Origin of the sequence: Avibacterium gallinarum (genome assembly GCF_002921135.1) — a bacterium.
Classification (GTDB): domain Bacteria; phylum Pseudomonadota; class Gammaproteobacteria; order Enterobacterales; family Pasteurellaceae; genus Avibacterium; species Avibacterium gallinarum.
In genome coordinates this window covers 13287-40263 of sequence record NZ_PQVJ01000003.1, presented here as the reverse complement: position 1 = coordinate 40263, position 26977 = coordinate 13287, and the positions used below count along the sequence as shown (strand labels likewise).

Genomic DNA, 26977 nt, shown 5'->3' with positions numbered 1-26977 from the left:
TGGGGATGATTGGGAATAATCCTAATGCAACACCGAATAGAGCAAAGGCATCCATTTTAGAAGCGCATTCTGAAGCTAATCAGAATATTAATAACTTAAAGTTTGTTTATAAAGTAAAAGATAATGGAGAGAAAAACGAAAAATGGTTAAATACAGAGGATATATTAAAAAACACATATCCAGAAGGAGTTAGAAAATTTAATGAAGTTAATAAGGATAAATAAAAATGAGAAAAGTATTTCTGCTAATGTTTTTTTATTGACAAGTTGTTCTTCTATTATCTCTTTATACCCCAGTTATAATGATGATGTTAGCCATAGTGAAAGATTCTGGGTAAAAAAAGGAACTAAAGAACAAGTAAGTGAAGATATATATACAAGCTGTTACAATAAAGCAGTAAAAGCTGATTTAAGACAGAAAAACCTTCCACCAGACGCATCTGGCTGGGATAGGTATAACGTTGCTTTATACAATGGCAAATGCTTACATGATCTAGGATATGTCTTTAAAGAGGATATATTTTCAAAATATTGTTATCATTATTCGAATGAAGTTAGTTGTAAAGCATATCGAAAATTTAAATATTAATTTTGATTTATTTGATATGATTTTAAGTTTTTCTCTTTTTTATTCAATATAAAAGGAAGTTAAATACTCAAATATAGCAGTGATATTGTCAATCGAGATCATTTTAATTATTTTACTTCGCCAAAAGGTATTGTTGAGCCTGTTATTTGGGAAGATTTATTAGTTGGCGGAGGGTTAAAACTCGGAGGAAAAGCTCTTTCAGCCACAAATAAAGCTTTAAGTGCCACAGGTGAGACTTTAGCGAAATCAATGGTGTCAAATGAGGCAATTGCATTGGGTGCATTTGCAGATACAGAACTCAAGCTGATGTTAGAAAGGCTCACGATGAGTAGTAAATCTTATCTTGATAAGTCGTTTAAAGCTGCGACAAATGCTCCAATGAAAACCACCTTAACAAAAGGAGCAGCGGCTGGGGTAGCTTCACTAGGTGGAGAAATTTATGATTACACTAAAGATAATAATCCGAAAGAACTCACAAAAGAGAATTTATATAAATCTGCTAATAGTGTTATAGGCGATACATCAAAAGGATTATTGTTTGGAAATACCAATATAGGAATGACTATTATAGGGAGTAGCCTTGTTGATAAAGCGGTAACTGGAGAAAGTAATTTAGGGAAAAATTTGATTTCAGGTATGGGCGGAAAAGCTCTTGATGAAACGATCCCATCAGTACTAGGTAAGCCATTTCTTGTTGAGGGACTTCAAAAAATCATTGATAAAGCTCTTGAAGAAAGTCAAAACAAGGAGAAAAATAATGAAAGAAATAATTAAAGATATTCTTAATATATTAAAAATATCCTTGTTTATGTTATTTTTTTAGTGGTTTATATGTTTGTTTTGAACTTGGAAGAATAGATGCCTCAATATTGAATTCAATATATAAGATAACTATATCCTATTTCATTCCATATTATATGCCAATTCTTATATATATATATTTGGGGGGGGGGTAAATATAACCTGAAAAAATAGTTTTAACAGAATGAAAAATTAAGAAGTTTAAATAAAACAAAACCAATGGCAATAAATATTTAGATGAGAATAAAATTAGAACGATTGTTGCTGGCGTTGATAAACGAGATGGCTCCATTAAGCTAATTCCCGTAAAAATACCCGATAAAATTAAATAACAGAAGGAAATAAATGCTATGTCAAAAAATTATACAGTGTATTTAGGTAGCTCGGCAGCGCGGAATTACGAAGAGTGTATTGAACACTGTCAATATTATGCTAATTATCTTTATAACAAAGGGAGTTTAGATTTTTATGATGTAGATTTATACAAAGGAACAAGAACTTTAAGAGATAAGCCAATCAGCACACTTGAAGAAGAGTTAAAATGTATTAATGAAAAAAAAGAAAATCCTTTGGGGTGTATGAGAAGTATTAGTGTCTATTATGCCGCCCAATCCTCTTTGGATTTATTACTTAATGCTGATGTGAAAGCATTTAGAAAGCACGCCGATATTGCAGGAAAACTGAAAATACTCTCTAAAAACGAAGATATTTGGGCATATACAGGGATCGATGTTAATCACTTTTTCCTCAGCATTATGTCAGATAGTCATGATTTAATTCGTTTTTTAATTCAGCATCGAGATGAGATAGTTTCTGTTAAAGCTCGCTATGCCAGTGATGATCCACGCCCTTATTTTAATGCCAATACCTTATTGGCATTGTCAGGGGAATGGGAACTGTTAAAAAGTAGAAGTCAAGTATACCTACAAGATGAATATAAATCGCGACATTACCGAATAAGAATTCCGGACCATGAATTTTATGTTGCTTTATGCGATAAAAATGTTGAGGGAATGAAAGTTGCATTAAATAAATTATTAGAACCTAAGCTCGCAAAACGTGCGATATATGATACCAATGTATGGTTTGATTTTTATTTACAGCTACAAGTGTTGTTATATGCAAAAATTGCTTCTATTCACGGATTTGATTTAGGTATTGATAGCCCTATTGCCCCTAAAGAATTAATTGAGTATAAGCCACTCGAACCACAGGAATATGCAGATCCTTACGACTTTATGAAAGAATTTGATTATGATCAGCCAATTATGAATTGGATCAATTATTGGAATGCCATTATTGAAGAAAATCGTAGTAAAGAAAAAAAGAAACGTAAAGGATTATCTTGGTTTGATCGTTTAGTATTAAAACTATTTGTTAAATAATGATAGGCAGGAAAAACCTTAAGCCAAATGGCGAATGGCAATATGGCTCAAGGGGCGATGAATGCCAGTGTGTCTATTACTTATGGCGAACAAAAAAATGTGCAAACCACCGATACTCAAGGCAACACCGCCACAAACAGTGCAATTAACGCCGGTGGGAAAGTAACCATTACTGCCACAGGTGCGGGCAAAGAATCAGACATTAACATTGTTGGGTCTGATGTCTCAGGCAAACAAGGCACAATCTTGCAAGCTGATGATGAAATTAATTTACTGGCTGCCAAACAAACCCACCAAGAACGCAGTAAAAATAAATCCACGGGCTTTAATGCCGGTGTGGCGGTGAGTTATGGCTCAGATGGCTTTGCCTTTGGGATTACCGCAGGGGGCAATTATGGCAAAGGCTACGGCAATGGCGATGAAACCACTTGGCGAGGTAGCCATATTGGCGATAAACATAGCCAAACGGTCATTCAAAGCGGTGGCGATACCACAATTAAAGGCACGCAAGTGCGAGGCAAAGGCATTACTGCAAGCGTTGAAAACCTTAACATTGAAAGCTTGCAAGATACGATGCGTTATGAGGGCAAACAGATGAATATGAGTGGTCAAGTGACTGCAGGTTATGGTTTCTCCGCCTCCGCCAGTTATAACCAATCGAAAATGAACGCCGATTATGCCAGCGTGCAAGAGCAATCAGGGTTATTTGCGGGTGATGAGGGTTATCAAGTTAATGTGCGGAAGCATACGGATTTAACAGGAGGCTTAATCACCTCCACTGCACGGGCGGAAACAGAGGGTAAAAACCGTTTTGAGACGGGAACACTTTCCTATTCAGATATTGAAAACCACGCCAATTACAGCGGGAGTGCTTTTGGTGCTGGTGTTCAAGCCGATATTAACGGTGGTTGGGACGGTCGTCAGGTAAGAGATGAAAACGACAACATTAAGCTAAATCCTGATGGGTCAAAAGCAAGTCGAGTCAATCAAGGTATCGGCTTTGGTTATGACAAAGAAAGCCAATCTAGCCTAACAAAAAGTGGCATTAACACCACAAATCTTCATATTCGAGATGAACAAGCCCAGCTTGCGAAAACAGGGAAAACTGTAGAAACAACGAGAGGAGAAATCAGCACAAGCATTACTACGGATTCTGCAGAGCAACATACGGGCAAACTGGCACAAAACTTTGATAAAGCGCGGTTGCAAAAAGAGTTGGATTTACAGCGAGAAGTGACCAAAAACTTTGCGCCAGTCGCCGCACAAGGTGTCGCTTGGGCTTCAGAACAATTAGGTGCGGTGCAAAATTATGAAGTTTTATCTTCCCGAAAATCACAGGTTGAAGCTGCGTTATCAAACACAACCAACCCAGAAGAACGTAGCCAATTGCAAAGTGAGCTAACAACATTAACCGATTATCTCAATGACAACCAAACCCGCTACGACCTCTGGAAAGAAGGTGGTATAGGCAGAGCCTTATTACACGCAGCGGCAGGTGGCGTATTAACGGGGAACGTTAGCGGTGCAGCTGCGGCAGGTACAACTTCCCTCTCTGCTCCATTAATTGAAAAGCTAAGTGAAAAAGCGGAAGAGAAATTTGGCAAAGCAGGCAAAATGGCAGTAAACGCCACTGCTGGCTTAGCCTTTGGTGCGGCTGTAGGTAATGGCAATGTGGGGGCTATCAGTGCAGCAGCAAACACGGATTGGAATAATCGCCAGTTGCACCCGAGTGAGATTAATTAAATCCAATGCAAAATTGTTTGCTATTCAGCAAGGCGTGACTGAACAAGAAGCTGAACGTATCTTAACTTCAGTAGCCCTCTCTCAAGTGGATAAAGCCTATAGTTATTTAAAAAATGACACGCTCCCTTACCGAAATGCTCAAGCGTTTCTTGTTAATATTGGAGCAGGAACGCGCTTTACTGATGAATATGGCAGAACACAAACATTATTCGATGAAAGAGGAAATGCTAATTTTGATAATTTTGCAACGAATATTGAATATGTTCGCCCTAATAGTGCGTTATACAATAATGTTTCTACATAATCCCCAATATATCGCAATAATTTAAGTAACGAGGTGCTTTGGAAAGCAGGAACTTCCAAATTAGGTGATACAGCAAGCCAACCAGGGAAAGTGCAAAAAACGCTATTAGACCACTTAATTGCGTCAAAGCAAGAAGCAATTCAAGCATTAGCAAATAATACAGAGAAAGCTCAACGCGAACACGGATGGGAGAAAAGTATCACCATTGCAGGTACTGGTATTAAATATACTTTAAAAGGCACAAAGCAAGGTGAAGTAGGTTCTGAGCATAATAAAGAACGGCTAAATTTACAAATGACGAATACCAATATTAACAATAGTATTAGTGGTATTTATTCCCTTGCTGAAACACAAGGTCACCTTAGCAAAGATGAACGCATCGTATACCAAAAAGCCAATTCAGCATTACTTAGTTTAGAAGGGCTTGCTGCTTATGGGGGCGTTGATACGGTGATGAACACCATAAGTAGAGGCGGACGAGGGCATCAGGCGATTCAAGCAGGTAGAAAAAAAGCTGTAACTGAAGTCAATGATAAATTAAAAGAGGCGATATCTCGTGGCTGGGATGGACGACTTTCTGAATACCAATTTAATCCTGCAGATGGTACGTTTACTGGTAAAGGTGGCGGAAAACTGATTAACACAGGACAGAAAGACCCAATAACAGGCGAATATATTTTCCAACGAATCAACAACAAAGGTGAATTTTATGATAGCTATGTGGTAGTAAATCTTGATGGTAGTCAGCGGAATAGTATTTCAAAGCCAGAGAGATTTAAGCAACCAATAGTTATAGCTGATGTAGAGAATGGTTACACACGCCCTTATCTACGCAAAGAGACTATTGACCATATTATGGAGGGATATACTAAATTAGAAAATGGTGACTATTATCATGCAGCTAGCGATACTACGATAAAAGGACCAATTGATATTGGTCATACTTATGGTTGGGAGCATAGAAGATTATCTTTGGCTGCAAAAGAAGTTGGGTTAACGCAATCTCAATTTAATGATTATGTGAATGCTTATCCAGAAAAATTCAGATTAGAAAATCGGTCAAAAAACCGTGGACATTATGATGAAATGCCTGGGAAAGGAGACATTGAAAGAATAAAAAAAGATATGCAAAACTTTTTAAATGGACGATAACTTATGAAAAAAAATGAAGAAATAGGAATTGAAATTTTAGAAGCTTTAGATGAGGGTAATACTCAAAATATTGATGGTATTTTATTGGGCAGTGGCCGTAATTTAAATGAAGTTACTCCTAAAGAAAAATGGAATTGGCTACATAAAGCCTTATTAGGTTTTAACCCTCATAAACCGCCTAAAGAGAGTATAAAATACCTAATAAAACAAGGTATTCCAGTAAATGCCCAAGATATCTATGGAATGACCCCATTGCATTATGCAATGAGAGCAAAAAATGCAGATGCAGCTATTGCTTTATTAGAAGCAGGGGCAGATCCAAATATACCTAATCGAGATAATGTGATTCCACTAGCAATGATGGGAGGGATCCCCGATAGATTAGACGTGCTAAAACTAATGCTAGATAAAGGTGGTAATGTACATTATAAGAACGGAAATAATGAATTGGGTATTGTATATAGCGTAAAAAAACACCTTGGGAAACAAGATAGATATAAACCAATGATAGAGCTAATGGAGAAATATGCTTAGAAAATGCATTTAGGCCATTTAGCCCTTTGGCCTTTTCGGGTAAGACCTTTCCCCTTGGAAAGGTTACCCTTAAATCCCTTAGGGGATTTCCCTTATGCCTTTTCCTTTTTGAGGTTTTCGTGCGATTGTTTGACTTATACGCTCAAGTTGCTCCAATATATCTGCCGTTTTAGGCGAAATGTACCATAACACCTGTTTTATATTATTAAATACGTTGATAAGATCGATTTTACTTTCATCGAAAATTGGCTCATGGTGACAAATTCTATTCCTTAGATAACGCACTCGGCTTGTTATGTTATGTTATGTATCTCATTCACTATTAAATCACGTTCATCAGGGGAGGAAATACAAACATTAGGGAATGCTTTATTAAAATGATTTATCCATCTCATTCGATGAGTTCGCGATAACATATTTTCCCAAAATATAAAGTTAAGCTCTGCCACAACTTTTCCAGGCGAAATCTCATTAGTATCTATTCTTAATGGCTGTAAACGTCCATTGATGAAATGGAATTCGTAGGTTTTGTGTGAAGACAACTTATTTACAATACGGAGCAATTCTTCTCTTGTTGCAGGTTTTAATGCTCGAATAAAGTTATCATTTAAAATACTATATGCCCTATAACTAGGTTCTAGCGCATTAATAATGGCATTTCGTAATGCTACTTCATATAGGCTAATCACTTCCAAAAGTGCGCCACTTATTTGTATGTTCCAAATATAGAGTTCATATGCCTGCATATCTTTTAATGAAAGGTCATCTTCATCTTTGAAGTAAGATAGATAGGTTTCTATTCTTGCTTGGGATAATAGAGTGTGAAGCTCACTAATTTTAAATGCCATAATTTTAAACCATATTAATTAACACATTGACAACGATGTCATTGAAGTATAGCATATAGGAAGACTTAGGGACTGTGAAGATAGCGATCATTGATTAGCTGGACCCCCCTTTGCAAAAGAGATAGCCCCAATTGATGAAATTGGGGTTTCTTTTTATTCATCAATATCTGCTTCCACTCCTTCTTCCTCTATAATCACTTCTTCCCATTCATCTTCTGATAAAAACTGCCAATAATTACAAATCCAACCATCTTCAAATTTTTCCCATACCCCCGCATAGTTATACTCTGTCACTTCGGGATCAGCGTGGCAAATTTGGCCCGCTTGAATTTGTGCGTTGGCCCAACTTGAAAAAAGAAGAGTTACAACGATAATCAAGATTTTCATTTTTAGGTCATCTTATTCCTCCTGTTCCAGTATATTTATCCTAAATGACTTTTCCTCTCCTAAATTCTCTGAAATTTCAAGACAATTAATTCTCCTAAAATCTCCTGATATGTTACAAAATAGCTACTGTCATTAGGGTATGCGTATGGGCGACCTGATAAGCCTTTTGTGCATACCTTATTGGCACAAGATAAAACTGTGCCATCTGTTGCCGTGGGTGAACAGCTTAAACAGCAACGGCCTGAAGTGTTTGAGCGTACTGATGCCACAGGCAATAAAACCCGCGAAACAGATCAAACCATTACCGATCGTTCATTTGTACGTGTCATTGAAACAGATACCGAAACGAAGAATATCGGTACATCGCAAAGCAATATTGACGCAGACAAACAAGTCAATATAGGCGGAAATTATAGCTTGAGTGTCGTTGGCAACATCATAACGGTAACAACAGGCAATGCGACTACTGCCATTGATGGCATATTAAAAGAGCAAATCAGCAGTATTGCAGAACGTTGTTTGGATGTTCTGCTTAAACTGAAAGCCCCTACAATTCAGTTATTAGCAAGCCAAATTCATATTGGTTCAGGAGAGCAAAACATCTTAAGCATTATGGAAGAAACAATTCAAATCGTTGCCGACCTTGCGAATACTGTTGCAAGTCATACCCATAATGGCGGCCCAGCACCAGATCAAAGCAGCACGTTCAGCGGCTATAACAGTAGGGCATTAAATGAGAAAGATAAATTCTCGCCTATTATTGAGCAGTAAACATATCACCAACATCTAGCCACTTATTTAGGTGGCTTTTTTATTACCTACCGCCTTTATTTAAAAGGCTTTAGCTACAGCTTTCCTTTTATAAAGTGAAGCCAAACTGATCCACGGAAAATTCTCACGCCACGTCAAACGTCACGAAAAATCCACTCTCCCACCCGCGTTTTTTATGCAAAAAATTGCCATTTTTTCAGTTAAAAAAGATCAGATTTTATCAAGGTGAAAAAACTATCATATTGAAATATAAAAAGAATTTCTATTTTACGTGGGGAGTTTGCATAAAATGATTTACAGCTAACCGCTCACACATCTGAAATTTGGTGACTATTGGACACCAAAAAGGGAAAAGATGGCTTACAAGAATTTTTAAGATAGGCTAAAAATAGTCACCAAATGGACACCAAAAGAAAAAGTGCGGTAAAAATGAGATATAAAAAAAGCCACTCTTGGCGACTATCTTGTTGATTTGTTTATATTTTTAATATGGTGCCCGAGGGCGGACTTGAACCGCCACGACTCGAAAGTCGAGGGATTTTAAATCCCTTGTGTCTACCGATTTCACCACTCGGGCTGAGTGATATTGCTGACTGCGGTTGCATTATGGAGGCGTGTCCCGGAGTCGAACCGAGCTACATGGATTTGCAATCCAGTGCATAACCGCTTTGCTAACACGCCGTAGCGTAAATTGGAGCGGGAAACGAGGCTCGAACTCGCGACCCCGACCTTGGCAAGGTCGTGCTCTACCAACTGAGCTATTCCCGCTTTCGCTGCAACACATTCGCTGTCAGTGGCGTGCATTTTACTGACTTCTTGAACGCTGTCAATTAAAAATATGAAAAAATATTATTGATTGATGAAAAAAAATGCAAGACGTGTAAATATACTTTAAAACAAAGCGATTTATGGATAATTTTAGATCGTTTTTAATCTTTCTATCTCATCGCAAAACTAAATTTAAAATCTACTTTAAACAGGCGATCCTTTGTGCCAAAATGTGGCAATGCTATTTATCCATACTGCACGGTATCATTCTCTTGCTGAATAAAAGTGCGGTGAAATTTTTTGCAATTTTTACGAGGAATAATATGACACAGCAATACAAAATCGAAACACTACTCGCGCAAGCAGGTAATCGCACAGATGAACGAACAGGCGCAGTTTCTACGCCTATTTTCCTTTCTACCGCCTATGGTCATCACGGTATTGGAGAAAGTACGGGCTTTGATTACACCCGCACGAAAAACCCAACACGCACTGTTTTAGAAGAAACCATTGCGAAATTAGAAGGCGGGGAACGCGGTTTTGCTTGCGCTTCTGGTATGGCGGCGATTCAGTTAATTATGCAATTATTCGCCGCGCCCGACGAATGGATTGTGTCTAGCGATGTGTATGGCGGCACTTATCGTTTATTGGATTTTGCCTATAAAAATACCCACGGAGTGAAACCAGTTTATGTGAATACCGCTTCTCTTGATGCCATTGAGCAGGCGATTACACCAAATACCAAAGCGATTTTTGTGGAAACGCCGTCAAACCCATTAATGGAAGAATGTGATGTGCCAGCCATTGCAAAATTGGCGAAAAAGCACAATTTATTACTTATCGTAGATAATACATTCTTAACACCGGTGCTATTCCGTCCTTTAGAATGTGGCGCGGATATTGTGATCCACAGCGGAACAAAATATATCGCAGGGCATAATGATGCCTTAGTGGGCTTGGTGGTAGCCAATGGGCAAGAGCTTTGTGATCGTCTGTTTTATATTCAAAATGGTGCGGGCGCAGTGCTTTCGCCATTTGATAGCTTTTTGACCATTCGTGGAATGAAAACCTTGGCATTGCGTATGGAACGTCATCAAAAAAATGCGCAAGAACTCGCGAAATTCCTTGCTGAGCAGCCACAAGTGAAAGATGTGCTTTATCCAAATAAAGGGGGAATGCTCTCTTTCCGTTTGCAAGATGAATCTTGGATTAATCCATTCTTAAAAGCGATTAAACTCATTACCTTTGCAGAAAGCCTTGGTGGCACAGAAAGTTTCATCACTTATCCAGCGACTCAAACCCATATGGATATTCCTGAGGCGGAACGTATTGCGCGTGGTGTGTGTAATTGTCTGCTACGTTTCTCGGTGGGATTGGAAGATGTGGAAGATCTCAAAGCGGATCTGTTACAAGCTTTCGCCCAATTAAAATAACAAAACAGGGAGAATAGAATGAGAGTCGCTGTTTATAGCACCAAAAGCTACGATCGCAAATATTTAGAATTAGTCAATGTGAAGTATGGATTTGAGCTGGAGTTCTTTGACTTTATGCTCACGGAATCTACCGCCAAAATGGCCGAACATTGCGATGTGGTGTGCATTTTTGTGAATGATGATGGCAGCCGAAAAGTCTTGGAAAAATTAGCCGCACTTGGAGTAAAAATGGTGGCCTTGCGCTGCGCTGGTTTTAATAATGTGGATCTCAAAGCCGCACAAGAATTAGGCATTCAAGTGGTTCGTGTACCAGCTTATTCGCCAGAAGCGGTGGCAGAACATACCGTAGGTTTAATGCTAACTCTAAACCGCCGTATTCACCGCGCTTATCAACGTACGCGTGAAGCGAATTTTTCCCTTGAAGGATTGGCCGGCTTCAATATGCACGGACGCACAGTTGGGGTGATTGGTACAGGGAAAATTGGCATTGCCGTAATGCGTATTTTAAAAGGGTTTGGTATGCACATTTTGGCTTACGATCCATTTAAAAATCCTGTTGCAGAAGAATTAGGGGCGGAATATGTTTCGCTTGATGAATTATATGCCAGATCGCAAATTATCACTCTGCACTGCCCTGCTACGCCAGAAAACTATCATCTGCTTAATCGCGATGCTTTTGCCAAAATGCGTGATGGCGTGATGATTATTAACACTAGCCGTGGCACGTTGATCGATACACAGGCAGCGATTGATGCCTTAAAACAACGCAAAATTGGCGCATTAGGAATGGACGTCTATGAAAATGAACGTGATCTGTTCTTTGAAGATAAATCCAACGAAGTGATTCAAGACGATGTCTTCCGCCGTTTATCTTCGTGTCATAATGTGTTGCTCACAGGGCATCAGGCATTCTTAACAGAAGAAGCGCTGACCAGTATTTCTAACGTAACGCTAGAAAATATTTATAGCCTAAAAACAGGCAAACCTTGCCCGAATTTAGTTCTACCATCTTAACTTTTAACAATTACATTGATTAGTGATGATAGCTTGAATTTGTGCTATCATCGCCTCATATTAAGAAAAACGCCATAATCTATGGCAAATGAGACAATAGACAAGACAAATAAGGAAAATAAAATGAGTGAAGTATTACATACAACTGATGCCACTTTCGAAGCCGATGTTTTAAGATCAGATGTGCCTGTATTATTAGATTTTTGGGCGCCTTGGTGTGGCCCTTGCCGTATGGTTGGCCCAATTCTTGATGAATTAGCAGCAGAATTAGGCGATCAAGTGAAAATCGTGAAAATCAACATTGACGAAAACCAAGCAACACCAGCCCAATTTGGCGTTCGTAGCATTCCAACTTTATTAATGTTTAAAGAAGGAAAAGCCGTTGCTTCGCAAGTAGGCGCATTGCCTAAAAATCAATTAGCGGCATTTATTGCACAAAATAGTTAATCCACCAAGAATAACCTCATCAGATGATGGGGTTTGTTTTGAGTTCAATTATGTAAATCTTGTACTATACCTCGCTTAACCTGGCGTTCTACAAAGTTACACCAGTGGATTGTCTAATTTAAACGCACTTCCAACCACCCCAAAAATTCATCAGCATTCATAAATCCCGTAATGCGGGCGGCTTGAATTTCGTTGCCTTGTTTATCAAAAAAGATGATGGTGGGTAGCCCTAGTACATTCAGTTTTTCCATTAACGCTTTGTTTTCTGGGCTATTTTTGGTCATATCTACTTGTAACAATAAAATATCGTCAAAGGCCTGCTGAACATTGGCATTGGAAAAGGTATATTTTTCAAACTCTTTACAAGCCACGCACCAATCGGCATAAAGATCAAGCATTGCAAAAGTGCGGTCGTTTTTTTGCAAGATTTTTTGTAGCTCGTCATAGCTGCTTACTTTTTGGAACGCGGTTTGATGTGCGCGCGTTGTTTGCGCTAAATCAGGTTCATTCCAGAGCCAAGTTTGCAAGGGTTTCACCAAGATCATCGCTAAGATAAAAAATCCAATACGCAACGCCCAGCCAATGCCCTGCCCTTTGATTTGCAAGCCTGCCCATAAACAGAAAGACACGCCAAGCAGCGCCCATAAACGATTTTCCCAGATTTCAGGCAGAATACGAGAAAGCAAGAAAACCGGCAAGGCAAGCATTACAAAGCCGAAAATCACTTTCACTTTTTCTAACCATTCGCCTGATTTTGGCAAAATACGGTTGCCGAAAACCGTGGCTAAAATTAGCGGCACGCCCATTCCCAACGCAAGTAAATAAAGGGTAATTGCGCCAGTAAATAGATCGCCGCTTTGCGCCACATAGAGCAATGCGCCCGATAGCGGTGCGGAAGTGCAAGGCGATGCCACAAGGCCGGCGATCATTCCCATCACAAAAACGCCACCAAATGCACCGCTCTTTTGTTTTTGGCTTAACAAGGTGAGTTTGGTTTGTAATGATGATGGCAGCTGTAAGGTGAACACACCGAACATTGATAAGGCGAGCAGAATGAAAATCACCGATAAGCCGATGAGTACATAAGGGCTTTGCAGCGCAATTTGGAAAGGCAAGCCGATGGCGGCTACGGCTAGGCCGAGTAAAGTATAAGTGAGCGCCATTCCTTGCACATAAGCAAGACTTAATCCCAACGCACGCACCGTACTTGGGCGTTGTCCGCTGCCAATCACCACGGCAGAAAGCAGCGGCAACATTGGCAATACACAAGGGGTAAACGCCAAGCCTAAGCCTAATAAGAAAAAGCCAAATACCGCATATTTGCTTTCAAACAGGCGTTGTGCCAAGGATTGTTGTTCATTTAATGCAGGTAAAAGTGCGGTATTTTTTTTCACCGTTTTTTCTACGGAGTGGGTTGCTAAAGGCTGCCATTGCACGGTTTTGGTTTCAGGCGGATAGCAAAATCCTTTCGTGCAACCTTGGTAGGTAACAGAAAAGGTTTGTGGCGTTACTGATGAAATCGGCACATTTAAGCTGAGATGATTTCGGTAAATTTCCGTTTCGCCAAAAAATTCATCTTGATATTTTTCTGCTGGCGGAAAAGGTAAATTTGCGATCTTTTGTTCCCCTTGTTCAAGCACAATTTCTTTTTTGTAGAGATAATAATCTGGCGCAATTTGCCACGCTAATTGCAAACTTTCCGCCTGAGATTGCGCTGAAAATTGAAAGGCTTCGTCCGCTTTTAAAAATTGCGGTTTGCTGTCAAAAAGCCCAGCTTGCGCCACAAGTGCGGTGCAAAAACAAAGCAAAAAGGTAAAAATCTTTTTCATTCTCGCTTGCTAACCTATTGAATGTTAAAACCTAAAGCTAATCTATGTGGCTTCATTCTAGCACAGTATCAACGCACGAGATGTATAAAAAGTCTTGAGTTCTTTCACTTTATCTTATTTTCTTCGCTTGTTTTAATATTCTTAGCAGCTAGACTTATTTCTCAAAGAAAAATAAGAGTTGATAATCGTTCCTATTTGATATAGTATGCCTAGCCTAGTTATTTCGCAGTGGAAAATAAGGAGTTATCAAATGAAAAAAGGGATTCACCCAGAAAATTACCGCACTGTACTTTTTTACGACAGCAATGCCAAACAAGGCTTTTTAATTCGTTCTTGCGCCAGAACCACTCAAACAATGAAGTGGGAAGATGGCAAAGAGTATCCTGTCTTTATGTGTGATACTTCATCTGCATCGCACCCATTTTATACAGGAAAAACCAGACAAATTAATAACGAGGGCAGAGCAAGCAGCTTCCTAAACAGATACAGTAAATTCGGCTCACTCAAATCAAAATAAGGAAAAATAATGCAAGTACTTTCTTCATTAAAAACCGCCAAAACGCGCCACCCAAAATGCAAAGTGGTGCGCCGCCAAGGTGTGGTGTATGTCATTTGTAAAGAAAATCCACGCTTTAAAGCGCGTCAAGGGGGCAAAAAGAAAAAACGCTAAGATGTTATAAGGCATATTTCCATATCGCTCTCTGAATTTTTCAGAGAGCGTTTCTTTTTTATATTATAAAGCAATAAAACCTATGATTTAGATCATAAAAGCACGCAGAATTCATTTATCCTACTTGTTACAATAATGTTGCAATTATACAATGGCAAACTTAGAATACCCTAGAATTGTTAGTTTTAACTCGCCAATCAATATTGGAAAGGAAGAGATGCGAATATGGTTACCGCAAAAATTTTAATCGTTGAAGATGAAACCATTACAAGAAACACGCTAAAAAGCATTTTTGAAGCAGAAGGATATGACGTATTTGAAGCCAATGATGGCGTACAGATGCACAAAATTCTTTCCAGCCAAGACATTAATCTTGTCATTATGGACATTAATTTACCTGGTAAAAATGGGCTAATGCTCGCGCGCGAATTGCGTGAAACTACCAACACGGCGTTAATGTTCTTAACTGGGCGTGATAATGAAGTAGATAAAATTTTAGGTTTAGAAATTGGTGCTGATGATTACATCACCAAGCCTTTTAATCCGAGAGAATTAACTATTCGTGCGAGAAATTTATTACAACGTACGATGGCTGAAAACACCAAGCAAAGTTCACAACCAGTGGAACAATATCGTTTCAACGGCTGGACGTTAGATCTCAACAGCCGCACCTTAATTAATCCAGAAGGTGAAGAATACAAACTCCCACGTAGCGAATTTCGTGCAATGTTACAATTCTGCGAAAACCCTGGAAAAATCCAATCTCGTGAAGAATTATTGAAAAAAATGACAGGGCGAGAACTAAAGCCACAAGATAGAACGGTGGACGTTACTATTCGTCGCATTCGTAAACATTTTGAAGATCACCCCGACACCCCAGAACTTATCTCAACTATCCACGGTGAAGGGTATCGGTTTTGTGGGGAAATAGAGGAGTAGGATTCCTCTATTTTTTAAGCGCGCCCCTAAAATTATAAGGCTATGATTTTATTATTTTAGATACGCGCGGCACACTAGATATTACCCTAGATATGTTGGTCTTTGCTACCGATTGTAATATGCCCAAATATCTTAAATCAGACGGATAAAGTACGGTAAGGTTATTGAATATTTTTTGTGAAATCATTTGACAAAATGAGGAAATTTATATTTAACGTCTATTGTGTGATGGCTAGGCCTTTGGAGATTGCATGAATAGATTAGCTGTAGGTGGTAGGCTCATCATTATTAAGGCATCCCCTTTAGAGGGAAAGCCTCTTATATTTACTGACTGTAGATATAAATACCCTAGATTAATTTGTTGAGCAACTTGCCTTTTAATTTCAGTCGAAAAATGATCACAGTGTAATTTTTGGCAAGGAAACTTGGGACTACAGAGAATTTGCTATGCAGTAGAGCTTAAAGAGGAAGATTAAGCTGAGTTTTTTGATGATGTAGCACGGATTCAGAACAATTGTCTAATTCCTTATTATTGATAAATGAAGATGTTTTGACTGCGCAACTATTATTGCAAGTGCGTCAATATCGTCGCTAATATGGGAAACTAGTGACAATTAATATTACTTTCTATTTTGTTTTATCAATCCAGTTCAACTAACGAGCTGTCGTTCCACAGTTCTTCTAAATATTCCATCAGGCGTTCTTTCTCGTCTTTGTTTTTAATCCCTGTTACATCTACGCCAGCTGCACTGGAAAAACGGATACGAATATGAATATCATCAAATTTTTCTGCGATCTTTCTAGGTAAAACCTCTTGGAGTTTGGCGATAATTTTTAATTGATATTCTTGGCGTTTTTTGTCGCTTTCTTTCATAAAACGGATGTCTAACTGTTTCATTATGTTCTCCTTATTTTCTTGATTATTTATTCTGTTCAGCAAAAATTAGAAAAATTTGCACCGCACTTTTATTTTTAGGGTGTTAAGCGGCAAATCGCATTTGCTTTTTAGGCTTCATTTGATGAATGGTATTGGTGATGACTCCAATAATTGGTAAAGCAGACCACTTTTCACATTTGATGCTTTGCATTTTGGCGTCTAGCGGCAGAAAGATAAACTCTTTACCGTCATAGGCAACAAACTCATATACGCAGAAGTGATGGTTTTGTTCCATTACGACTAAATCACCAATGCTAAGATGATCGCTTTGTTCCACCACGAGTATATCGCCCATTTCAATTCCCCACGCCAACATATTTGGATTGGTTACCTGAACAAAGCAGGTTTTTTGTGGGCGTTTAATGCAATATAGGTTTAAATCAAGTTTTCGATTAAAGGTTGAGTTGAAAGATTCACTATCCGTTAAAAATGGCATTGGTTGATAGGAAAATGGTGTTTGTTCGTTGAGGTAATTCATCATAATGCTCCGCTAATCATCAATTTACTGGTTGTTTATACAGTGAAAATGATACTGGTGTTTTATACAGTTCGTCAATACTGTATAAAAACTTTTTTTCACTTTTTTGTATGGCTAAGGCAAATCGAGGGAAGAAAGAAGAAAATAATGTGTTTTATCTAATTTAGAGGGAAATATTTCTATATTTATGCAAATAATATGCGTTAATTTACGATTTTATATTTTCTTTAGCACAAAATTAGGCTATCTTTACACTCGCTATGGGGGATCTAATTTTAGATCTGAATATCAACAATCTTCTGAAGTCATTGATCTTCAGTTTTAAACACAACATTGTAAATAATTATGAACACATCTCGTTTATATTCTCTGTTTTTTCACGGAAGTTTAGTGAAAAGAATTTCTATCGGTTTAGTGCTAGGTTTGCTACTTGCGATTATTGCGCCAAGCTTGCAATCTGTACTCGGTTTCAACCTTGCTGAAAAAGCAGGTTTTTTAGGTAAAGTGTTTGTGCGCTCATTGCGTGCCGTTGCGCCAATTTTAGTTTTCTTATTGGTAATTTCAGCCATTGCGAATAAAAAAATTGGTACGCAAAGCAATATGAAATCTGTGGTGATTTTATATTTATTAGGCACATTTCTTGCCGCATTAACTGCGGTGTTATTTAGCTTCGCTTTTCCAACCGAAATTGCTCTACAAACACAAGAAAATTCTTTATCGCCACCAAGCGAAGTTTCTCAAGTATTAGGAACATTGGTATTAAATGTAGTGGATAACCCAATCAACGCCTTATTTAATGCCAACTTTATCGGTATTCTTTCGTGGGCAATTGGCTTAGGACTTGTGCTACGCCACGCTTCAGATACCACTAAAAATGTGATGAATGATCTTTCTGAAGGGGTATCAAAAATCGTTCACTTTATCATTAGCTTTGCACCAATCGGGGTGTTTGGTTTAGTAGCTGAAACTCTTGCGGATAAAGGCTTGGGCGCGTTACTTGATTATGTGCGTTTATTATGTGTATTAATCGGTGCCATGCTATTTACTGCGTTCGTAGTAAACCCAATTTTAGTGTACTGGAAAACACGCCGTAACCCGTATCCATTAATTTGGACTTGTGTACGCGAAAGTGGTTTAACCGCCTTCTTCACGCGTAGTTCGGCAGCAAATATTCCTGTAAATATGGAATTAGCGAAACGCTTAAACTTAAATGAAGATACCTATTCTGTATCTATTCCGTTAGGTGCAAGTATTAATATGGCGGGTGCGGCAATTACCATCACCGTATTAACCTTAGCAGCAGTGCATACGTTAGGCGTGGAAGTTTCATTCCCAACAGCATTATTATTAAGTGTGGTAGCAAGCGTATGTGCTTGTGGTGCTTCTGGTGTGGCTGGTGGTTCATTATTATTAATTCCATTAGCTTGTAGCTTATTCGGTATCTCAAATGACATTGCTGCGCAAGTAATGGGCGTGGGCTTTATCATTGGGGTGTTACAAGATTCCGCAGAAACCGCGTTAAACTCATCAACTGACGTAGTGTTTACCGCAGCGGTATGTATCTCTGAAGAAGAAGCACAAAAAAGCTAAGCTTTACTCAAGATAAAAAAGAAAAAAGAGCGGATGAAAATTTCCGCTTTTTTTATAGGTGGCTAATATGATTAAGATCGAAAATGCAATATTCCAGCTTGCTCATCATCAACGCTTAAAAATTGATGAATTATCCATTCACCCCAATGATTATTGGGGTGTAGTGGGCAGCAATGGCAGTGGAAAAACCGCGCTCGCCTTGGCACTAGAAGGCAAATTGCCTTTACTGGAAGGCGCAATGGAAAATCATTTCCAAACTATTTGTTCCCTTTCTTTTGAAAAGCAACAGAAAATTGTTAGTGAAACCTTTAAAGATCGCAACAATGATGGCGTCAGCCCTGATGATTTCGGCAAAACGGCCAAGCAGACTATTTTGGCTGAACAGGGCAATCTAGCGTTATTTGAAGAATATATTTCGCTGTTAAAAATCACCGCACTTTTAGATCGCCCTTTTATCCAGCTATCCACAGGAGAAAGCCGTAAAGTATTACTGTGCCAAGCCTTAGTGCAACAGCCTGATTTGCTGATTTTAGATGAGCCTTTTGAAGGGTTGGATCAGCAATCTGTCAAAGAATGGAAAGCATTGCTCGCGCAGTTACAACAAAAAATGACGATTTTACTGATCTTAAATCGTTTTGAAGATATTCCAGAGCAAGCCAACCACATTGCCTTGTTAGAACATCAAGCGCTTATCTTGCAAGGAACTCGTGATGAAATTGAGCAACAAAGCCTTTATCAACAACTTCACTATGCAGAATCTGCCCAGCATATTCCTTTGCCTGAACGTGCCGTCCCTGAGATAAAACTCGATGAAAATCAACCGCTCTTTGAATTAGAACAGGTTACCATTCAATATGGTGAGAAAAAAATTCTTGATAAACTTGATTGGCAAGTTAAACGTGGAGAAAATTGGTGGATCAAAGGCCCTAATGGTGCAGGTAAATCTACCTTGCTTTCGGTGATTAGCGGTGATCACCCGCAATCTTACGCCAATAAAGTGCGTTTATTTGGCAATCAACGCGGTTCAGGCGAAACAATTTGGCAAATCAAACAAAAAATCGGTTATGTCAGCAGCCAACTGCATATGGATTATCGCGTGAATTGCTCCGCACGAGATGTGATCCTATCGGGCTTTTTTGACAGCATTGGCGTTTATCAAAAAGTGCCAGATGCCTTACATATTAAAGCGATGGAATGGCTTGCCCGCTTAAATTTAACCGCGCAAGCTAATCAGCCGTTTAAATCCTTGTCGTGGGGGCAACAGCGTTTACTGCTGATCACTCGCGCAATGGTAAAACATCCTCCCGTGTTGATCTTAGATGAACCTTTACAAGGGCTAGACGGCGTGAATCGTAAACTGGTTAAAGGCTTTATTGATCAACTGGTGATGAACAGTGAAACGCAATTACTTTTTGTTTCCCACCAAGATCAAGACGCGCCGAGTTGTATCACCCATTTATTTGAATTTGTCAATGAAAATGGGCATTATCGCTATGTACAAAAGCCTATTTAATTTGTTAGACTTCAATCAGTTACCCCCCATTTTAAGGAGAGAAAAATGGAATTGTTAGACGGTTTTCCTGTTGCTGTGGTCGTCTTTGTTATCTTTGTGATTGTTGTACTGTTTTCCACCTTGAAAACCGTACCGCAAGGCTATCATTGGACGATTGAACGCTTTGGGCGCTACACTCGCACCCTCACCCCAGGGCTAAATTTTGTCGTACCTTTTGTAGATCGCGTAGGGCGCAAAATTAATATGATGGAACAAGTATTAGATATTCCTTCGCAAGAAGTGATCTCAAAAGATAATGCCAATGTATCCATTGATGCCGTGTGTTTCGTACAAGTGATCGATGCGCGCCGTGCCGCTTATGAAGTAAACCATTTAGAGCAAGCGATCATCAATTTAACGATGACCAATATTCGTACTGTGCTAGGCTCAATGGAATTGGACGAAATGCTTTCACAGCGTGATAATATCAACGGACGTTTGTTATCCATTGTGGACGAAGCCACCAACCCTTGGGGCATTAAGGTAACGCGTATTGAGATCCGCGATGTGCGTCCACCGCACGAATTAATCGCCGCAATGAATGCACAAATGAAAGCAGAACGTAATAAACGGGCTGAAATTTTAGAAGCAGAAGGGATTCGTCAAGCGGAAATATTACGCGCAGAAGGGGAAAAACAATCCCGTATTCTCAAAGCGGAAGGGGAACGTGCGGAAGCCTTTTTACAAGCTGAAGCCCGTGAGCGTGCCGCCGAAGCAGAAGCCAAAGCCACCCAAATGGTGTCGGAAGCCATTGCAGGCGGGAACACCAAAGCCATTAATTACTTTATCGCACAAAAATATACTGAAGCGTTAAAAGAAATTGGCGGCGCAAATAATAGTAAAGTGGTGTTAATGCCACTTGAAGCGGGCAATTTAATTGGCTCAGTGGCAGGCATTGCCGAGCTATTAAAAGGTGAAAAGCAATAATTTGCCTATCAATATCAGGGGCATTGCCCCTTTAAATATAAACTAAGGGGATAAGTATGGAATGGCTCGCAACTTGGTCAGTGTGGCACTGGCTTATTTTAGGCTTTGGCTTATTAATTGCCGAAATTCTCATTCCGGGCGTATTTTTGCTCTGGTGGGGCTTGGCAGCAATTATTATCGCAGGCGTAATGGCATTATTTGTCACCTTATCCTTAACCTTTTTAGTGATTGGCTATGCCATTTTAGCCATTATTTTAAGTTTTTCTTGGTGGAAATACCAACACGGCAAAGATCTCCAAGATCAATCGCACACTTCATTAAACCAACGGGATCACGCAATGCTCGGCACAAAAGGTATCGTGCAAGAAATCAATGAAAACGGCATTGGGCGTGGTCATTTTGGCGACACCACTTGGCGAATTCAAGGCAAGCACCTGCATGTTGGCGATGCCATTGAAGTGTATAACGTGGAAGGGATCACCTTATTTGTTAAGAAAGTAGAATAGCACAATGAAACATTTAATTATTTTCGCCCACCCAAATGGGCAAGACAGCTTTAATCGCAGCATCTTAGACCGCACTTTGAACGCCAGCCGAGCGCTCAAAGTGGAAACCCAAGTGCGTGATTTGTATCAACTAAATTTTGATCCCGTCATTTCGTGGGCTGAATTACAAGGGGCAAATCAAGGCATTACTCCCGCAGAAATTCGCGAAGAACATCAGCTCATTCGTGAGGCAGATTTGATCACTCTCGTTTATCCCCTATGGTGGATGGGTTTTCCTGCAATTTTGAAAGGCTATTTAGATCGCGTGCTGAGCCACGGCTTTGCGTATAAAACAGAAGACGGACAATCTGTCGGCTTATTGCAAGGCAAAAAAATGCAACAGTTTATCACCATTGGCAGTAATGTTGAGAAATATCAACAGCTTGGCATTGATAAATCCTTGCGTGATTGCTTGGTGGACGGCTTATTTAATTTTTGTGGTATTACCGATATTCAGCATAAATTCTTTGGCGATATTCATATTATTGATGACAAGACGCGCCAGCAAATGCTTGATGACGCCGCGAAAATTACAACGCAAAATTTGACCGCACTTTGCAACGCTCATAACAATGCTCACAGCAACGATAAGGAAACCCCATAATGAGCCAACAAAGTTTAAATCATTTTTCGTTGATCAGCCGCTTATTCGGCAATCTGTTTTACCGTTCACCGCAAGATCACACCTTGCAGAATGTCTTTGCGTGGTTACACCAACAACCGCTCAATGCCCTTTGGGCGTTGGAAACTGATAAGCAAAGCGAACAAGCCCTTGAGGCTCTACAAATGAAAATTGATTTAGCCTTATTAGATCAAGAATATCAGCGTTTATTTGCTGGCGAAAAAGCGCTCGTGCCAATGAATATTGAAGCTTATGATCTTAAGTCCGAAGATTTCATCGCTTTCCGCCAAGAACGCGGAATGCCCGAGTTAGAACAAAGTGCGGTGAATTTTCCGCTTGTTTTTCTCACCGCGTCTTGGATTGAAGATAACCTTGATTCCGTTGAAGCGCAACAAACCTTATTTGCGGAATTTCTACTGCCTTGCGCCACAAAATTCTTAAACGCAGTAGAAACGCAAGCCAATCTCCCTTTCTACCGCTCACTCGCTATTCTCTCACGAGAAATCCTTTCCGCAATGGCTGATGAGTTGGAAGAAACCGTTCTTTAGGGATAAAAATTTCTGAAAAACCACCGCACTTTAATGGGTAATGTCTATGAAAAAGGGTGAAAACATTATTTCACCCTTTTATTTTCTAATCATACAAACTTGGATCACTTTCATTTGGACGGGTTTTGAAACGCCGATGCAGCCACATATATTGTTCCACGCCTTGCAAGATTTCTTGTTCAACCACTTGGTTCATTCGGGTGGCAATGTCAATTTCGGTATTGAGATCAGAAAAATCTACAGGGGCGGATACTTTCACGGTGTAGCCTGAGCCGTCTGCGTTGCGTAATGGCGCAAAAGGAATCACTTTGCTGTTTGGGGAAGATTTCAATAAATAATAACTTCCCGTTGTAGTGGCGGCATCTTTCACCGCAAAGAAAGGCACAAAAACGGCGTTTTTTCGCCCATAATCGTGATCGGGCGCATACCAAATAATTTCACCACGACGTAATGCTTTGATCATATTGCGTAAATCTTTGCGATCAAGCATATCTTTGTTAGAACGTAGTCTGCCCCAAGTTTGCAGCCAATCCATTAGCGGATTATCGTTCGGACGATAAACCCCAATGCCGGGGGTGTAAAGCCCTAAAATTCTTGCCCCTAGCTCAAGGGTAAGAAAATGCACGCCCGTTAGAATCACGCCGTCTTTTTGGTAGGTTTTTAGGTATTCAATGCCTTCCACCTTCGACCATTTTTTGATCCGTTTATCCGACCAAAACCACGCCATTCCTGTTTCAATAATCGCCATTCCCGTGGCTTTCACATTAGCCTGCGCAATGTCATCAATTTTCTGTTCGCTATAATCAGGGAAACAAAGAGTAAGATTTCGCTTAGCGATTTTCATTCGCCGCTTGCCAACGTTTAACTTAGAAAATAGCCAGCCTAATCCATTCCCTATCTTTAACAAAAGGGGATAAGGCAAGAAAAGAATGAGCCGCCAAATGGCTAAACCAATCCAAAATCCCCAATATTTTGGGGCGAGAAATGCACGTTGAAATCTTGGAAGTGATGAATTTGCCATAACTAAAAGAAAGCTGTTCGTTAAAATTGGTTTAATCAAAGCGGTAGTTTAGCGGAAATTTTAGTAAATAGCATTTATCCTATGGTAAAATCTGCAAAAATTTGTCATTTAATGGAAAAGAATGAGGTCAAAATGGCGCAATATTCTACTCAATTTCAACAAGCTAAAGTGCTTGTTCTTGGCGATGTGATGTTAGATCGCTACTGGTTTGGTGCAACTAATCGCATCTCCCCTGAAGCTCCTGTGCCAGTGGTGCGTGTGCAAGAAAATGAAGAGCGCGCAGGTGGTGCGGCAAACGTGGCAATGAATATTGCTTCGCTCAACGTGCCAGTGCAATTACTCGGTTTAACAGGGCAAGATGAGGCAGGTTCGGCGCTTTCAACAATGTTAGAAAAGCAAAACATTGATTGCAATTTCGTGCAATTAGCCAGCCACCCAACCATCACCAAATTACGCGTACTTTCTCGTCATCAGCAATTATTACGCCTTGATTTTGAAGAAGATTTTCATAACGTAGAAAGCGATTTATTATTGGCAAAATTACAAAGTGCGGTGCAAAATTTCGGCGCGTTGATCCTTTCTGATTATGGTAAAGGTACATTAAATCAAGTGCAAGCAATGATCCAAATTGCCCGCCAAGCCAAAATACCAGTACTAATTGATCCCAAAGGCACAGATTTTGAACGTTATCGCGGTGCAACTTTATTAACCCCAAATATGTCCGAATTTGAAGCGGTGGTGGGCAAATGCCATAGCGAAGAGGAAATCGTTGAAAAAGGGCTAAAATTAATTCGTGATATTGAGTTAAGTGCTTTATTGGTTACCCGTTCTGAAAAAGGAATGACCCTACTCCGCCCTGATCAACCACCATTCCACTTGCCTACAGAAGCGAAAGAAGTCTTTGATGTAACAGGCGCTGGCGATACCGTTATCAGTGTTTTGGCAACGGCATTGGCAGATGGCCGCAGCTTTGAAGAATCCTGCTATTTAGCCAATGTTGCCGCAGGCATTGTGGTGGGTAAATTAGGGACTTCTACGGTGTCGAACGTAGAATTAGAAAACGCCATTCACGGACGCACAACCACTGGCTTTGGCGTGATGAACGAACAACAACTTAAAGAAGCGGTGGCGCAAGCCAAGCAGCGCGGTGAGAAAATCGTAATGACCAACGGCGTGTTTGATATTATTCACCCCGGCCACGTTTCTTATTTAGATAACGCTCGCAAGCTCGGCGATCGCTTGATTGTTGCGGTAAACAGCGATGCTTCCGTGAAACGCTTAAAAGGCGAAAGCCGCCCAATCAACCCACTGGAAGCCAGAATGGCTGTACTTGCAGGGCTTGCCGCAGTAGATTGGGTAGTGGAATTTAGCGAAGATACTCCGCAACGTTTAATCAGCGAAGTGTTGCCTGATCTGTTAGTCAAAGGCGGTGATTACAAACCAGAAGAAATCGCAGGCGGAAAAGAGGTTATCGCCAACGGTGGTGAAGTCAAAGTGCTAAATTTCGAAAATGGCTTTTCGAGTAGTAATGTGATTAATAAAATCCGTAATTTGAAGTAATACAGCTAAATAGAATGAGAGATATAGGATAAAAGTTCTGCTTTTTAATTTTATATTCCTAGCGCTTTATAGGATATAAACTTGAATTTGTTTCTCTTTCTTTTAGTTTTAGTAATATGGTCTAGTTAATTGAATTAAGGTTATTAAGGCACTCTAATAAATCCCATTGAAAAAACAGAAAAAAAGCTTATGATGAACGGGTGGAATATCCCACGATTCATTAAGAAGGAAAATAGTATGGCTTTAGGCTGGTATGAATTGAAAAAAGCAAGTGATGGTCAATTTATGTTTAACCTTTATGCGGCGAACTCGCAAATTATCTTGACCAGTGAATTGTATAAAACCAAAGCGTCTGCGCTAAATGGCATTGAATCTGTGCAAAAAAATGGTAGCGATGAGGCGAATTTTGAGTTCCGCGTGGCGAAAAATGAGAAACCTTATTTCGTATTGAAAGCCAAAAATCATCAAGAAATCGGACGCAGCCAATATTATGCTTCTCAAGAAGGGGCAAAAAATGGGGTGAAATCAGTAATGAACAACGCGCCGACAACGCAAATTAAAGATTTAACTGCTTAATTTAAAAGATAAAAGCGAGAATTTCTCGCTTTTCTTTTATCAACATTATAGATTATTTAATCCTCGCAATTTCCCCTTGAAAATTCCTTATAACCTTGTAGGATTTGGATATGTCATCAAGATAAAAGGAGCAAGAAAATGACAAGAAACCTTATCGGCCTCGGCGTGGCAGGCAATTTTGCGGGGCATTTGGAACAAGCGGGTGAGGCAAAGGATTTTGCCCAAGTGAAAACGGCAGAAACCCATCAACCCAAAGCGATTTTTCCTTTTTATGTGCCTGCAGAAAACTTAGGCGAGTATGACTTTTTGGCGGTTAATCCGTTAAGTGCCGAATATATTCGTTTTCCGCAAGCGGGGGCAGATAATTTGCAAATTGAACCTGAAATTGCGCTGTTGTGTGAAGTGCAATATTCTGGCGAAAAAGTTACCGCACTTTTACCACAGGCTTTCGCCGCCTATAATGACTGCTCTATCCGCCGTCCGAATGCGAATAAAATTTGTGAGAAGAAAAATTGGGGGGCGGCAACCAAAGGGTTGGCAGCAAAAACCATTCCGCTCACGTCCTTTGACTTAGGTAGTGAAATTGATGATTATCGCATTGCTTGCTTTCATAAACGTAATGGAGAGATGAATGCTTATGGCGTGGATAGCCCTGCCTTGGGATACAGCTATTTCCATCAAAAATTGCTTGATTGGATTGTGGGGCAAATGAATAATCAACCTGATTTCGGCCCGATGAATCATATCGCTGATTTGCTGAAAAAAGCCAATTATCCAACCCAAGCGATCATTAGCATTGGTGCAACACGCTATACAGAATTCGGCACGAGCCATTTTCTGCAACCTGACGATGTGAGCATTGTGGTGGTGTATAACGGCAAGAAATATTCACCGCAACAAATTGAGCAAATGGCTGAACAAGAACATTTTGCAGAAGATATTTCAGCCCTTGTGCAAAAGGTAATTTAATGAAAGCGCAAAAAGTGATTTAACGATATTTGAAGAAGA

General features: G+C 39.7%; 30 protein-coding genes and 3 tRNA genes. 24 read left to right on the top strand and 9 right to left on the bottom strand.

All coding sequences use genetic code 11. From position 1 onward, the window contains the following. Positions 1-5: 5 nt before the first annotated feature. From C3007_RS01375 to C3007_RS01340, 8 genes are all read left to right on the top strand, one after another. Complete coding sequence (locus C3007_RS01375; RefSeq protein WP_103852730.1) at positions 6-224, top strand: heme transporter CcmA; 219 nt, start codon at positions 6-8, stop codon at positions 222-224. Further along, entirely contained in the window at positions 202-588 is a 387-nt protein-coding gene (locus tag C3007_RS01370; protein ID WP_103852729.1) for a hypothetical protein, read from the top strand. Before C3007_RS01375 ends, C3007_RS01370 begins: the two co-directional genes overlap by 23 nt. 273 nt (positions 589-861) lie before the next feature. Next, positions 862-1362, top strand: coding sequence for a hypothetical protein (locus C3007_RS01365; RefSeq protein WP_123772508.1), 501 nt, complete (start codon positions 862-864; stop codon positions 1360-1362). 377 nt (positions 1363-1739) lie between these two features. Then, on the top strand, positions 1740-2774 hold the full coding sequence (locus C3007_RS01360) for an immunity 49 family protein (RefSeq protein ID WP_103852727.1): 1035 nt from the start codon (positions 1740-1742) through the stop codon (positions 2772-2774). Between the two features lie 27 nt (positions 2775-2801). Next, a complete protein-coding gene (locus tag C3007_RS01355) occupies positions 2802-4517 on the top strand; it encodes a hemagglutinin repeat-containing protein (protein WP_103852726.1) in 1716 nt (571 codons plus the stop codon). Between the two features lie 34 nt (positions 4518-4551). After that, entirely contained in the window at positions 4552-4821 is a 270-nt protein-coding gene (locus C3007_RS01350; protein WP_165779937.1) for a hypothetical protein, read from the top strand. 33 nt (positions 4822-4854) lie between these two features. Beyond that, entirely contained in the window at positions 4855-5973 is a 1119-nt protein-coding gene (locus tag C3007_RS01345) for a GH-E family nuclease (RefSeq protein ID WP_103852724.1), read from the top strand. 3 nt (positions 5974-5976) lie between these two features. After that, complete coding sequence (locus tag C3007_RS01340) at positions 5977-6507, top strand: ankyrin repeat domain-containing protein (protein WP_103852723.1); 531 nt, start codon at positions 5977-5979, stop codon at positions 6505-6507. A 293-nt stretch (positions 6508-6800) separates the two neighbouring features. Here the strand turns inward: C3007_RS01340 and C3007_RS01335 are convergent, their stop codons facing one another. Continuing rightward, complete coding sequence (locus C3007_RS01335) at positions 6801-7355, bottom strand: Abi family protein (protein WP_243397642.1); 555 nt, start codon at positions 7353-7355, stop codon at positions 6801-6803. Positions 7356-7508: 153 nt separating this feature from the next. Further along, positions 7509-7742 (bottom strand): hypothetical protein, encoded by a 234-nt coding sequence (locus C3007_RS01330; protein WP_103852722.1) that lies wholly within the window; start codon positions 7740-7742, stop codon positions 7509-7511. Positions 7743-7910: 168 nt separating this feature from the next. Here C3007_RS01330 and C3007_RS01325 point away from each other — a divergent pair, with 168 nt between their 5' ends. After that, on the top strand, positions 7911-8513 hold the full coding sequence (locus C3007_RS01325) for a hypothetical protein (protein ID WP_174896878.1): 603 nt from the start codon (positions 7911-7913) through the stop codon (positions 8511-8513). Between the two features lie 490 nt (positions 8514-9003). Here the strand turns inward: C3007_RS01325 and C3007_RS01320 are convergent. From C3007_RS01320 to C3007_RS01310, 3 genes are all read right to left on the bottom strand, one after another. Beyond that, a tRNA-Leu gene (locus C3007_RS01320) sits at positions 9004-9090 on the bottom strand. A gap of 30 nt (positions 9091-9120) precedes the next feature. After that, positions 9121-9194 (bottom strand) — tRNA-Cys (locus tag C3007_RS01315). An 11-nt stretch (positions 9195-9205) separates the two neighbouring features. Continuing rightward, positions 9206-9281, bottom strand: a tRNA-Gly gene (locus C3007_RS01310). A 323-nt stretch (positions 9282-9604) separates the two neighbouring features. Here C3007_RS01310 and C3007_RS01305 point away from each other — a divergent pair. From C3007_RS01305 to trxA, 3 genes are all read left to right on the top strand, one after another. Beyond that, positions 9605-10714: a methionine biosynthesis PLP-dependent protein gene (locus C3007_RS01305; RefSeq protein WP_103852721.1), complete on the top strand. Its 1110-nt coding sequence runs from the start codon at positions 9605-9607 to the stop codon at positions 10712-10714. A gap of 18 nt (positions 10715-10732) precedes the next feature. Next, positions 10733-11728, top strand: coding sequence for a 2-hydroxyacid dehydrogenase (locus C3007_RS01300; protein WP_103852720.1), 996 nt, complete (start codon positions 10733-10735; stop codon positions 11726-11728). A gap of 123 nt (positions 11729-11851) precedes the next feature. Continuing rightward, positions 11852-12175, top strand: a complete 324-nt coding sequence (gene trxA, locus C3007_RS01295) for a thioredoxin (RefSeq protein ID WP_103852719.1) — start codon at positions 11852-11854, stop codon at positions 12173-12175. A 113-nt stretch (positions 12176-12288) separates the two neighbouring features. Here the strand turns inward: trxA and C3007_RS01290 are convergent, their stop codons facing one another. Beyond that, positions 12289-14004 (bottom strand): protein-disulfide reductase DsbD, encoded by a 1716-nt coding sequence (locus C3007_RS01290; RefSeq protein WP_103852718.1) that lies wholly within the window; start codon positions 14002-14004, stop codon positions 12289-12291. Positions 14005-14254: 250 nt separating this feature from the next. Here C3007_RS01290 and C3007_RS01285 point away from each other — a divergent pair, with 250 nt between their 5' ends. The 3 genes from C3007_RS01285 (at position 14255) to arcA (ending at position 15613) form a co-directional block, all read left to right on the top strand. Next, positions 14255-14521 carry a type B 50S ribosomal protein L31 gene (locus C3007_RS01285; RefSeq protein ID WP_103852717.1) on the top strand — a complete coding sequence of 89 codons (267 nt, stop codon included), beginning with the start codon at positions 14255-14257 and terminating at the stop codon, positions 14519-14521. Between the two features lie 9 nt (positions 14522-14530). Then, positions 14531-14674 carry a type B 50S ribosomal protein L36 gene (ykgO, locus tag C3007_RS01280; RefSeq protein ID WP_103852716.1) on the top strand — a complete coding sequence of 48 codons (144 nt, stop codon included), beginning with the start codon at positions 14531-14533 and terminating at the stop codon, positions 14672-14674. A gap of 225 nt (positions 14675-14899) precedes the next feature. Next, the gene (arcA, locus tag C3007_RS01275) at positions 14900-15613 is read left to right on the top strand and encodes a two-component system response regulator ArcA (protein WP_103852715.1); all 714 of its coding nucleotides are present in this window, start codon (positions 14900-14902) and stop codon (positions 15611-15613) included. Between the two features lie 640 nt (positions 15614-16253). On the opposite strand, the gene C3007_RS01265 is transcribed toward arcA, so the two are convergent. Both C3007_RS01265 and C3007_RS01260 read right to left on the bottom strand, forming a co-directional pair. Next, positions 16254-16511 carry a DinI-like family protein gene (locus C3007_RS01265; RefSeq protein ID WP_103852714.1) on the bottom strand — a complete coding sequence of 86 codons (258 nt, stop codon included), beginning with the start codon at positions 16509-16511 and terminating at the stop codon, positions 16254-16256. Positions 16512-16593: 82 nt separating this feature from the next. Further along, positions 16594-17028, bottom strand: coding sequence for a LexA family protein (locus tag C3007_RS01260; protein ID WP_370445386.1), 435 nt, complete (start codon positions 17026-17028; stop codon positions 16594-16596). A gap of 345 nt (positions 17029-17373) precedes the next feature. Here C3007_RS01260 and sstT point away from each other — a divergent pair, with 345 nt between their 5' ends. From sstT to C3007_RS01230, 6 genes are all read left to right on the top strand, one after another. Continuing rightward, positions 17374-18618: a serine/threonine transporter SstT gene (sstT, locus tag C3007_RS01255; RefSeq protein ID WP_103852712.1), complete on the top strand. Its 1245-nt coding sequence runs from the start codon at positions 17374-17376 to the stop codon at positions 18616-18618. Between the two features lie 67 nt (positions 18619-18685). Further along, positions 18686-20131 (top strand): molybdate ABC transporter ATP-binding protein ModF, encoded by a 1446-nt coding sequence (gene modF / locus C3007_RS01250; RefSeq protein WP_103852711.1) that lies wholly within the window; start codon positions 18686-18688, stop codon positions 20129-20131. A 45-nt stretch (positions 20132-20176) separates the two neighbouring features. Next, a complete protein-coding gene (locus tag C3007_RS01245; protein ID WP_103852710.1) occupies positions 20177-21097 on the top strand; it encodes an SPFH domain-containing protein in 921 nt (306 codons plus the stop codon). Between the two features lie 56 nt (positions 21098-21153). Beyond that, positions 21154-21603 (top strand): NfeD family protein, encoded by a 450-nt coding sequence (locus C3007_RS01240; protein WP_103852709.1) that lies wholly within the window; start codon positions 21154-21156, stop codon positions 21601-21603. A 4-nt stretch (positions 21604-21607) separates the two neighbouring features. After that, positions 21608-22246: an NAD(P)H-dependent oxidoreductase gene (locus C3007_RS01235; RefSeq protein ID WP_103852708.1), complete on the top strand. Its 639-nt coding sequence runs from the start codon at positions 21608-21610 to the stop codon at positions 22244-22246. Next, positions 22246-22812: a TorD/DmsD family molecular chaperone gene (locus C3007_RS01230; RefSeq protein ID WP_103852707.1), complete on the top strand. Its 567-nt coding sequence runs from the start codon at positions 22246-22248 to the stop codon at positions 22810-22812. The genes C3007_RS01235 and C3007_RS01230 overlap by 1 nt, the downstream gene beginning before the upstream one ends. A gap of 85 nt (positions 22813-22897) precedes the next feature. On the opposite strand, the gene C3007_RS01225 is transcribed toward C3007_RS01230, so the two are convergent. Further along, entirely contained in the window at positions 22898-23833 is a 936-nt protein-coding gene (locus tag C3007_RS01225) for a Kdo(2)-lipid IV(A) acyltransferase (RefSeq protein ID WP_103852706.1), read from the bottom strand. A gap of 132 nt (positions 23834-23965) precedes the next feature. Between C3007_RS01225 and hldE the strand changes: the two genes are divergently transcribed. The 3 genes from hldE to C3007_RS01210 all read left to right on the top strand — a co-directional run bounded on the left by hldE (position 23966) and on the right by C3007_RS01210 (position 26938). Next, a complete protein-coding gene (gene hldE, locus C3007_RS01220) occupies positions 23966-25393 on the top strand; it encodes a bifunctional D-glycero-beta-D-manno-heptose-7-phosphate kinase/D-glycero-beta-D-manno-heptose 1-phosphate adenylyltransferase HldE (protein ID WP_103852705.1) in 1428 nt (475 codons plus the stop codon). 237 nt (positions 25394-25630) lie between these two features. Then, on the top strand, positions 25631-25969 hold the full coding sequence (locus tag C3007_RS01215; RefSeq protein ID WP_103852704.1) for a YegP family protein: 339 nt from the start codon (positions 25631-25633) through the stop codon (positions 25967-25969). A gap of 138 nt (positions 25970-26107) precedes the next feature. Beyond that, positions 26108-26938, top strand: a complete 831-nt coding sequence (locus C3007_RS01210; protein WP_103852703.1) for a DUF5718 family protein — start codon at positions 26108-26110, stop codon at positions 26936-26938. Positions 26939-26977 lie beyond the last annotated feature (39 nt).

Coding starts and splice junctions, on each gene's coding strand:
- C3007_RS01235 (WP_103852708.1), top strand. CDS start 21,608: ATGAAACATTTAATTATTTTCGCCCACCCAAATGGGCAAGACAGCTTT.
- C3007_RS01375 (WP_103852730.1), top strand. CDS start 6: ATGATTGGGAATAATCCTAATGCAACACCGAATAGAGCAAAGGCATCC.
- C3007_RS01245 (WP_103852710.1), top strand. CDS start 20,177: ATGGAATTGTTAGACGGTTTTCCTGTTGCTGTGGTCGTCTTTGTTATC.
- C3007_RS01240 (WP_103852709.1), top strand. CDS start 21,154: ATGGAATGGCTCGCAACTTGGTCAGTGTGGCACTGGCTTATTTTAGGC.
- C3007_RS01290 (WP_103852718.1), bottom strand. CDS start 14,004: ATGAAAAAGATTTTTACCTTTTTGCTTTGTTTTTGCACCGCACTTGTG.
- arcA (WP_103852715.1), top strand. CDS start 14,900: ATGGTTACCGCAAAAATTTTAATCGTTGAAGATGAAACCATTACAAGA.
- C3007_RS01225 (WP_103852706.1), bottom strand. CDS start 23,833: ATGGCAAATTCATCACTTCCAAGATTTCAACGTGCATTTCTCGCCCCA.
- C3007_RS01260 (WP_370445386.1), bottom strand. CDS start 17,028: ATGAATTACCTCAACGAACAAACACCATTTTCCTATCAACCAATGCCA.
- C3007_RS01210 (WP_103852703.1), top strand. CDS start 26,108: ATGACAAGAAACCTTATCGGCCTCGGCGTGGCAGGCAATTTTGCGGGG.
- C3007_RS01305 (WP_103852721.1), top strand. CDS start 9,605: ATGACACAGCAATACAAAATCGAAACACTACTCGCGCAAGCAGGTAAT.
- C3007_RS01335 (WP_243397642.1), bottom strand. CDS start 7,355: ATGGCATTTAAAATTAGTGAGCTTCACACTCTATTATCCCAAGCAAGA.
- C3007_RS01300 (WP_103852720.1), top strand. CDS start 10,733: ATGAGAGTCGCTGTTTATAGCACCAAAAGCTACGATCGCAAATATTTA.
- C3007_RS01340 (WP_103852723.1), top strand. CDS start 5,977: ATGAAAAAAAATGAAGAAATAGGAATTGAAATTTTAGAAGCTTTAGAT.
- C3007_RS01330 (WP_103852722.1), bottom strand. CDS start 7,742: ATGAAAATCTTGATTATCGTTGTAACTCTTCTTTTTTCAAGTTGGGCC.
- hldE (WP_103852705.1), top strand. CDS start 23,966: ATGGCGCAATATTCTACTCAATTTCAACAAGCTAAAGTGCTTGTTCTT.
- C3007_RS01215 (WP_103852704.1), top strand. CDS start 25,631: ATGGCTTTAGGCTGGTATGAATTGAAAAAAGCAAGTGATGGTCAATTT.
- sstT (WP_103852712.1), top strand. CDS start 17,374: ATGAACACATCTCGTTTATATTCTCTGTTTTTTCACGGAAGTTTAGTG.
- C3007_RS01370 (WP_103852729.1), top strand. CDS start 202: ATGAAGTTAATAAGGATAAATAAAAATGAGAAAAGTATTTCTGCTAAT.
- C3007_RS01360 (WP_103852727.1), top strand. CDS start 1,740: ATGTCAAAAAATTATACAGTGTATTTAGGTAGCTCGGCAGCGCGGAAT.
- C3007_RS01230 (WP_103852707.1), top strand. CDS start 22,246: ATGAGCCAACAAAGTTTAAATCATTTTTCGTTGATCAGCCGCTTATTC.
- ykgO (WP_103852716.1), top strand. CDS start 14,531: ATGCAAGTACTTTCTTCATTAAAAACCGCCAAAACGCGCCACCCAAAA.
- C3007_RS01265 (WP_103852714.1), bottom strand. CDS start 16,511: ATGAAACAGTTAGACATCCGTTTTATGAAAGAAAGCGACAAAAAACGC.
- C3007_RS01285 (WP_103852717.1), top strand. CDS start 14,255: ATGAAAAAAGGGATTCACCCAGAAAATTACCGCACTGTACTTTTTTAC.
- trxA (WP_103852719.1), top strand. CDS start 11,852: ATGAGTGAAGTATTACATACAACTGATGCCACTTTCGAAGCCGATGTT.
- modF (WP_103852711.1), top strand. CDS start 18,686: ATGATTAAGATCGAAAATGCAATATTCCAGCTTGCTCATCATCAACGC.
- C3007_RS01355 (WP_103852726.1), top strand. CDS start 2,802: ATGGCGAATGGCAATATGGCTCAAGGGGCGATGAATGCCAGTGTGTCT.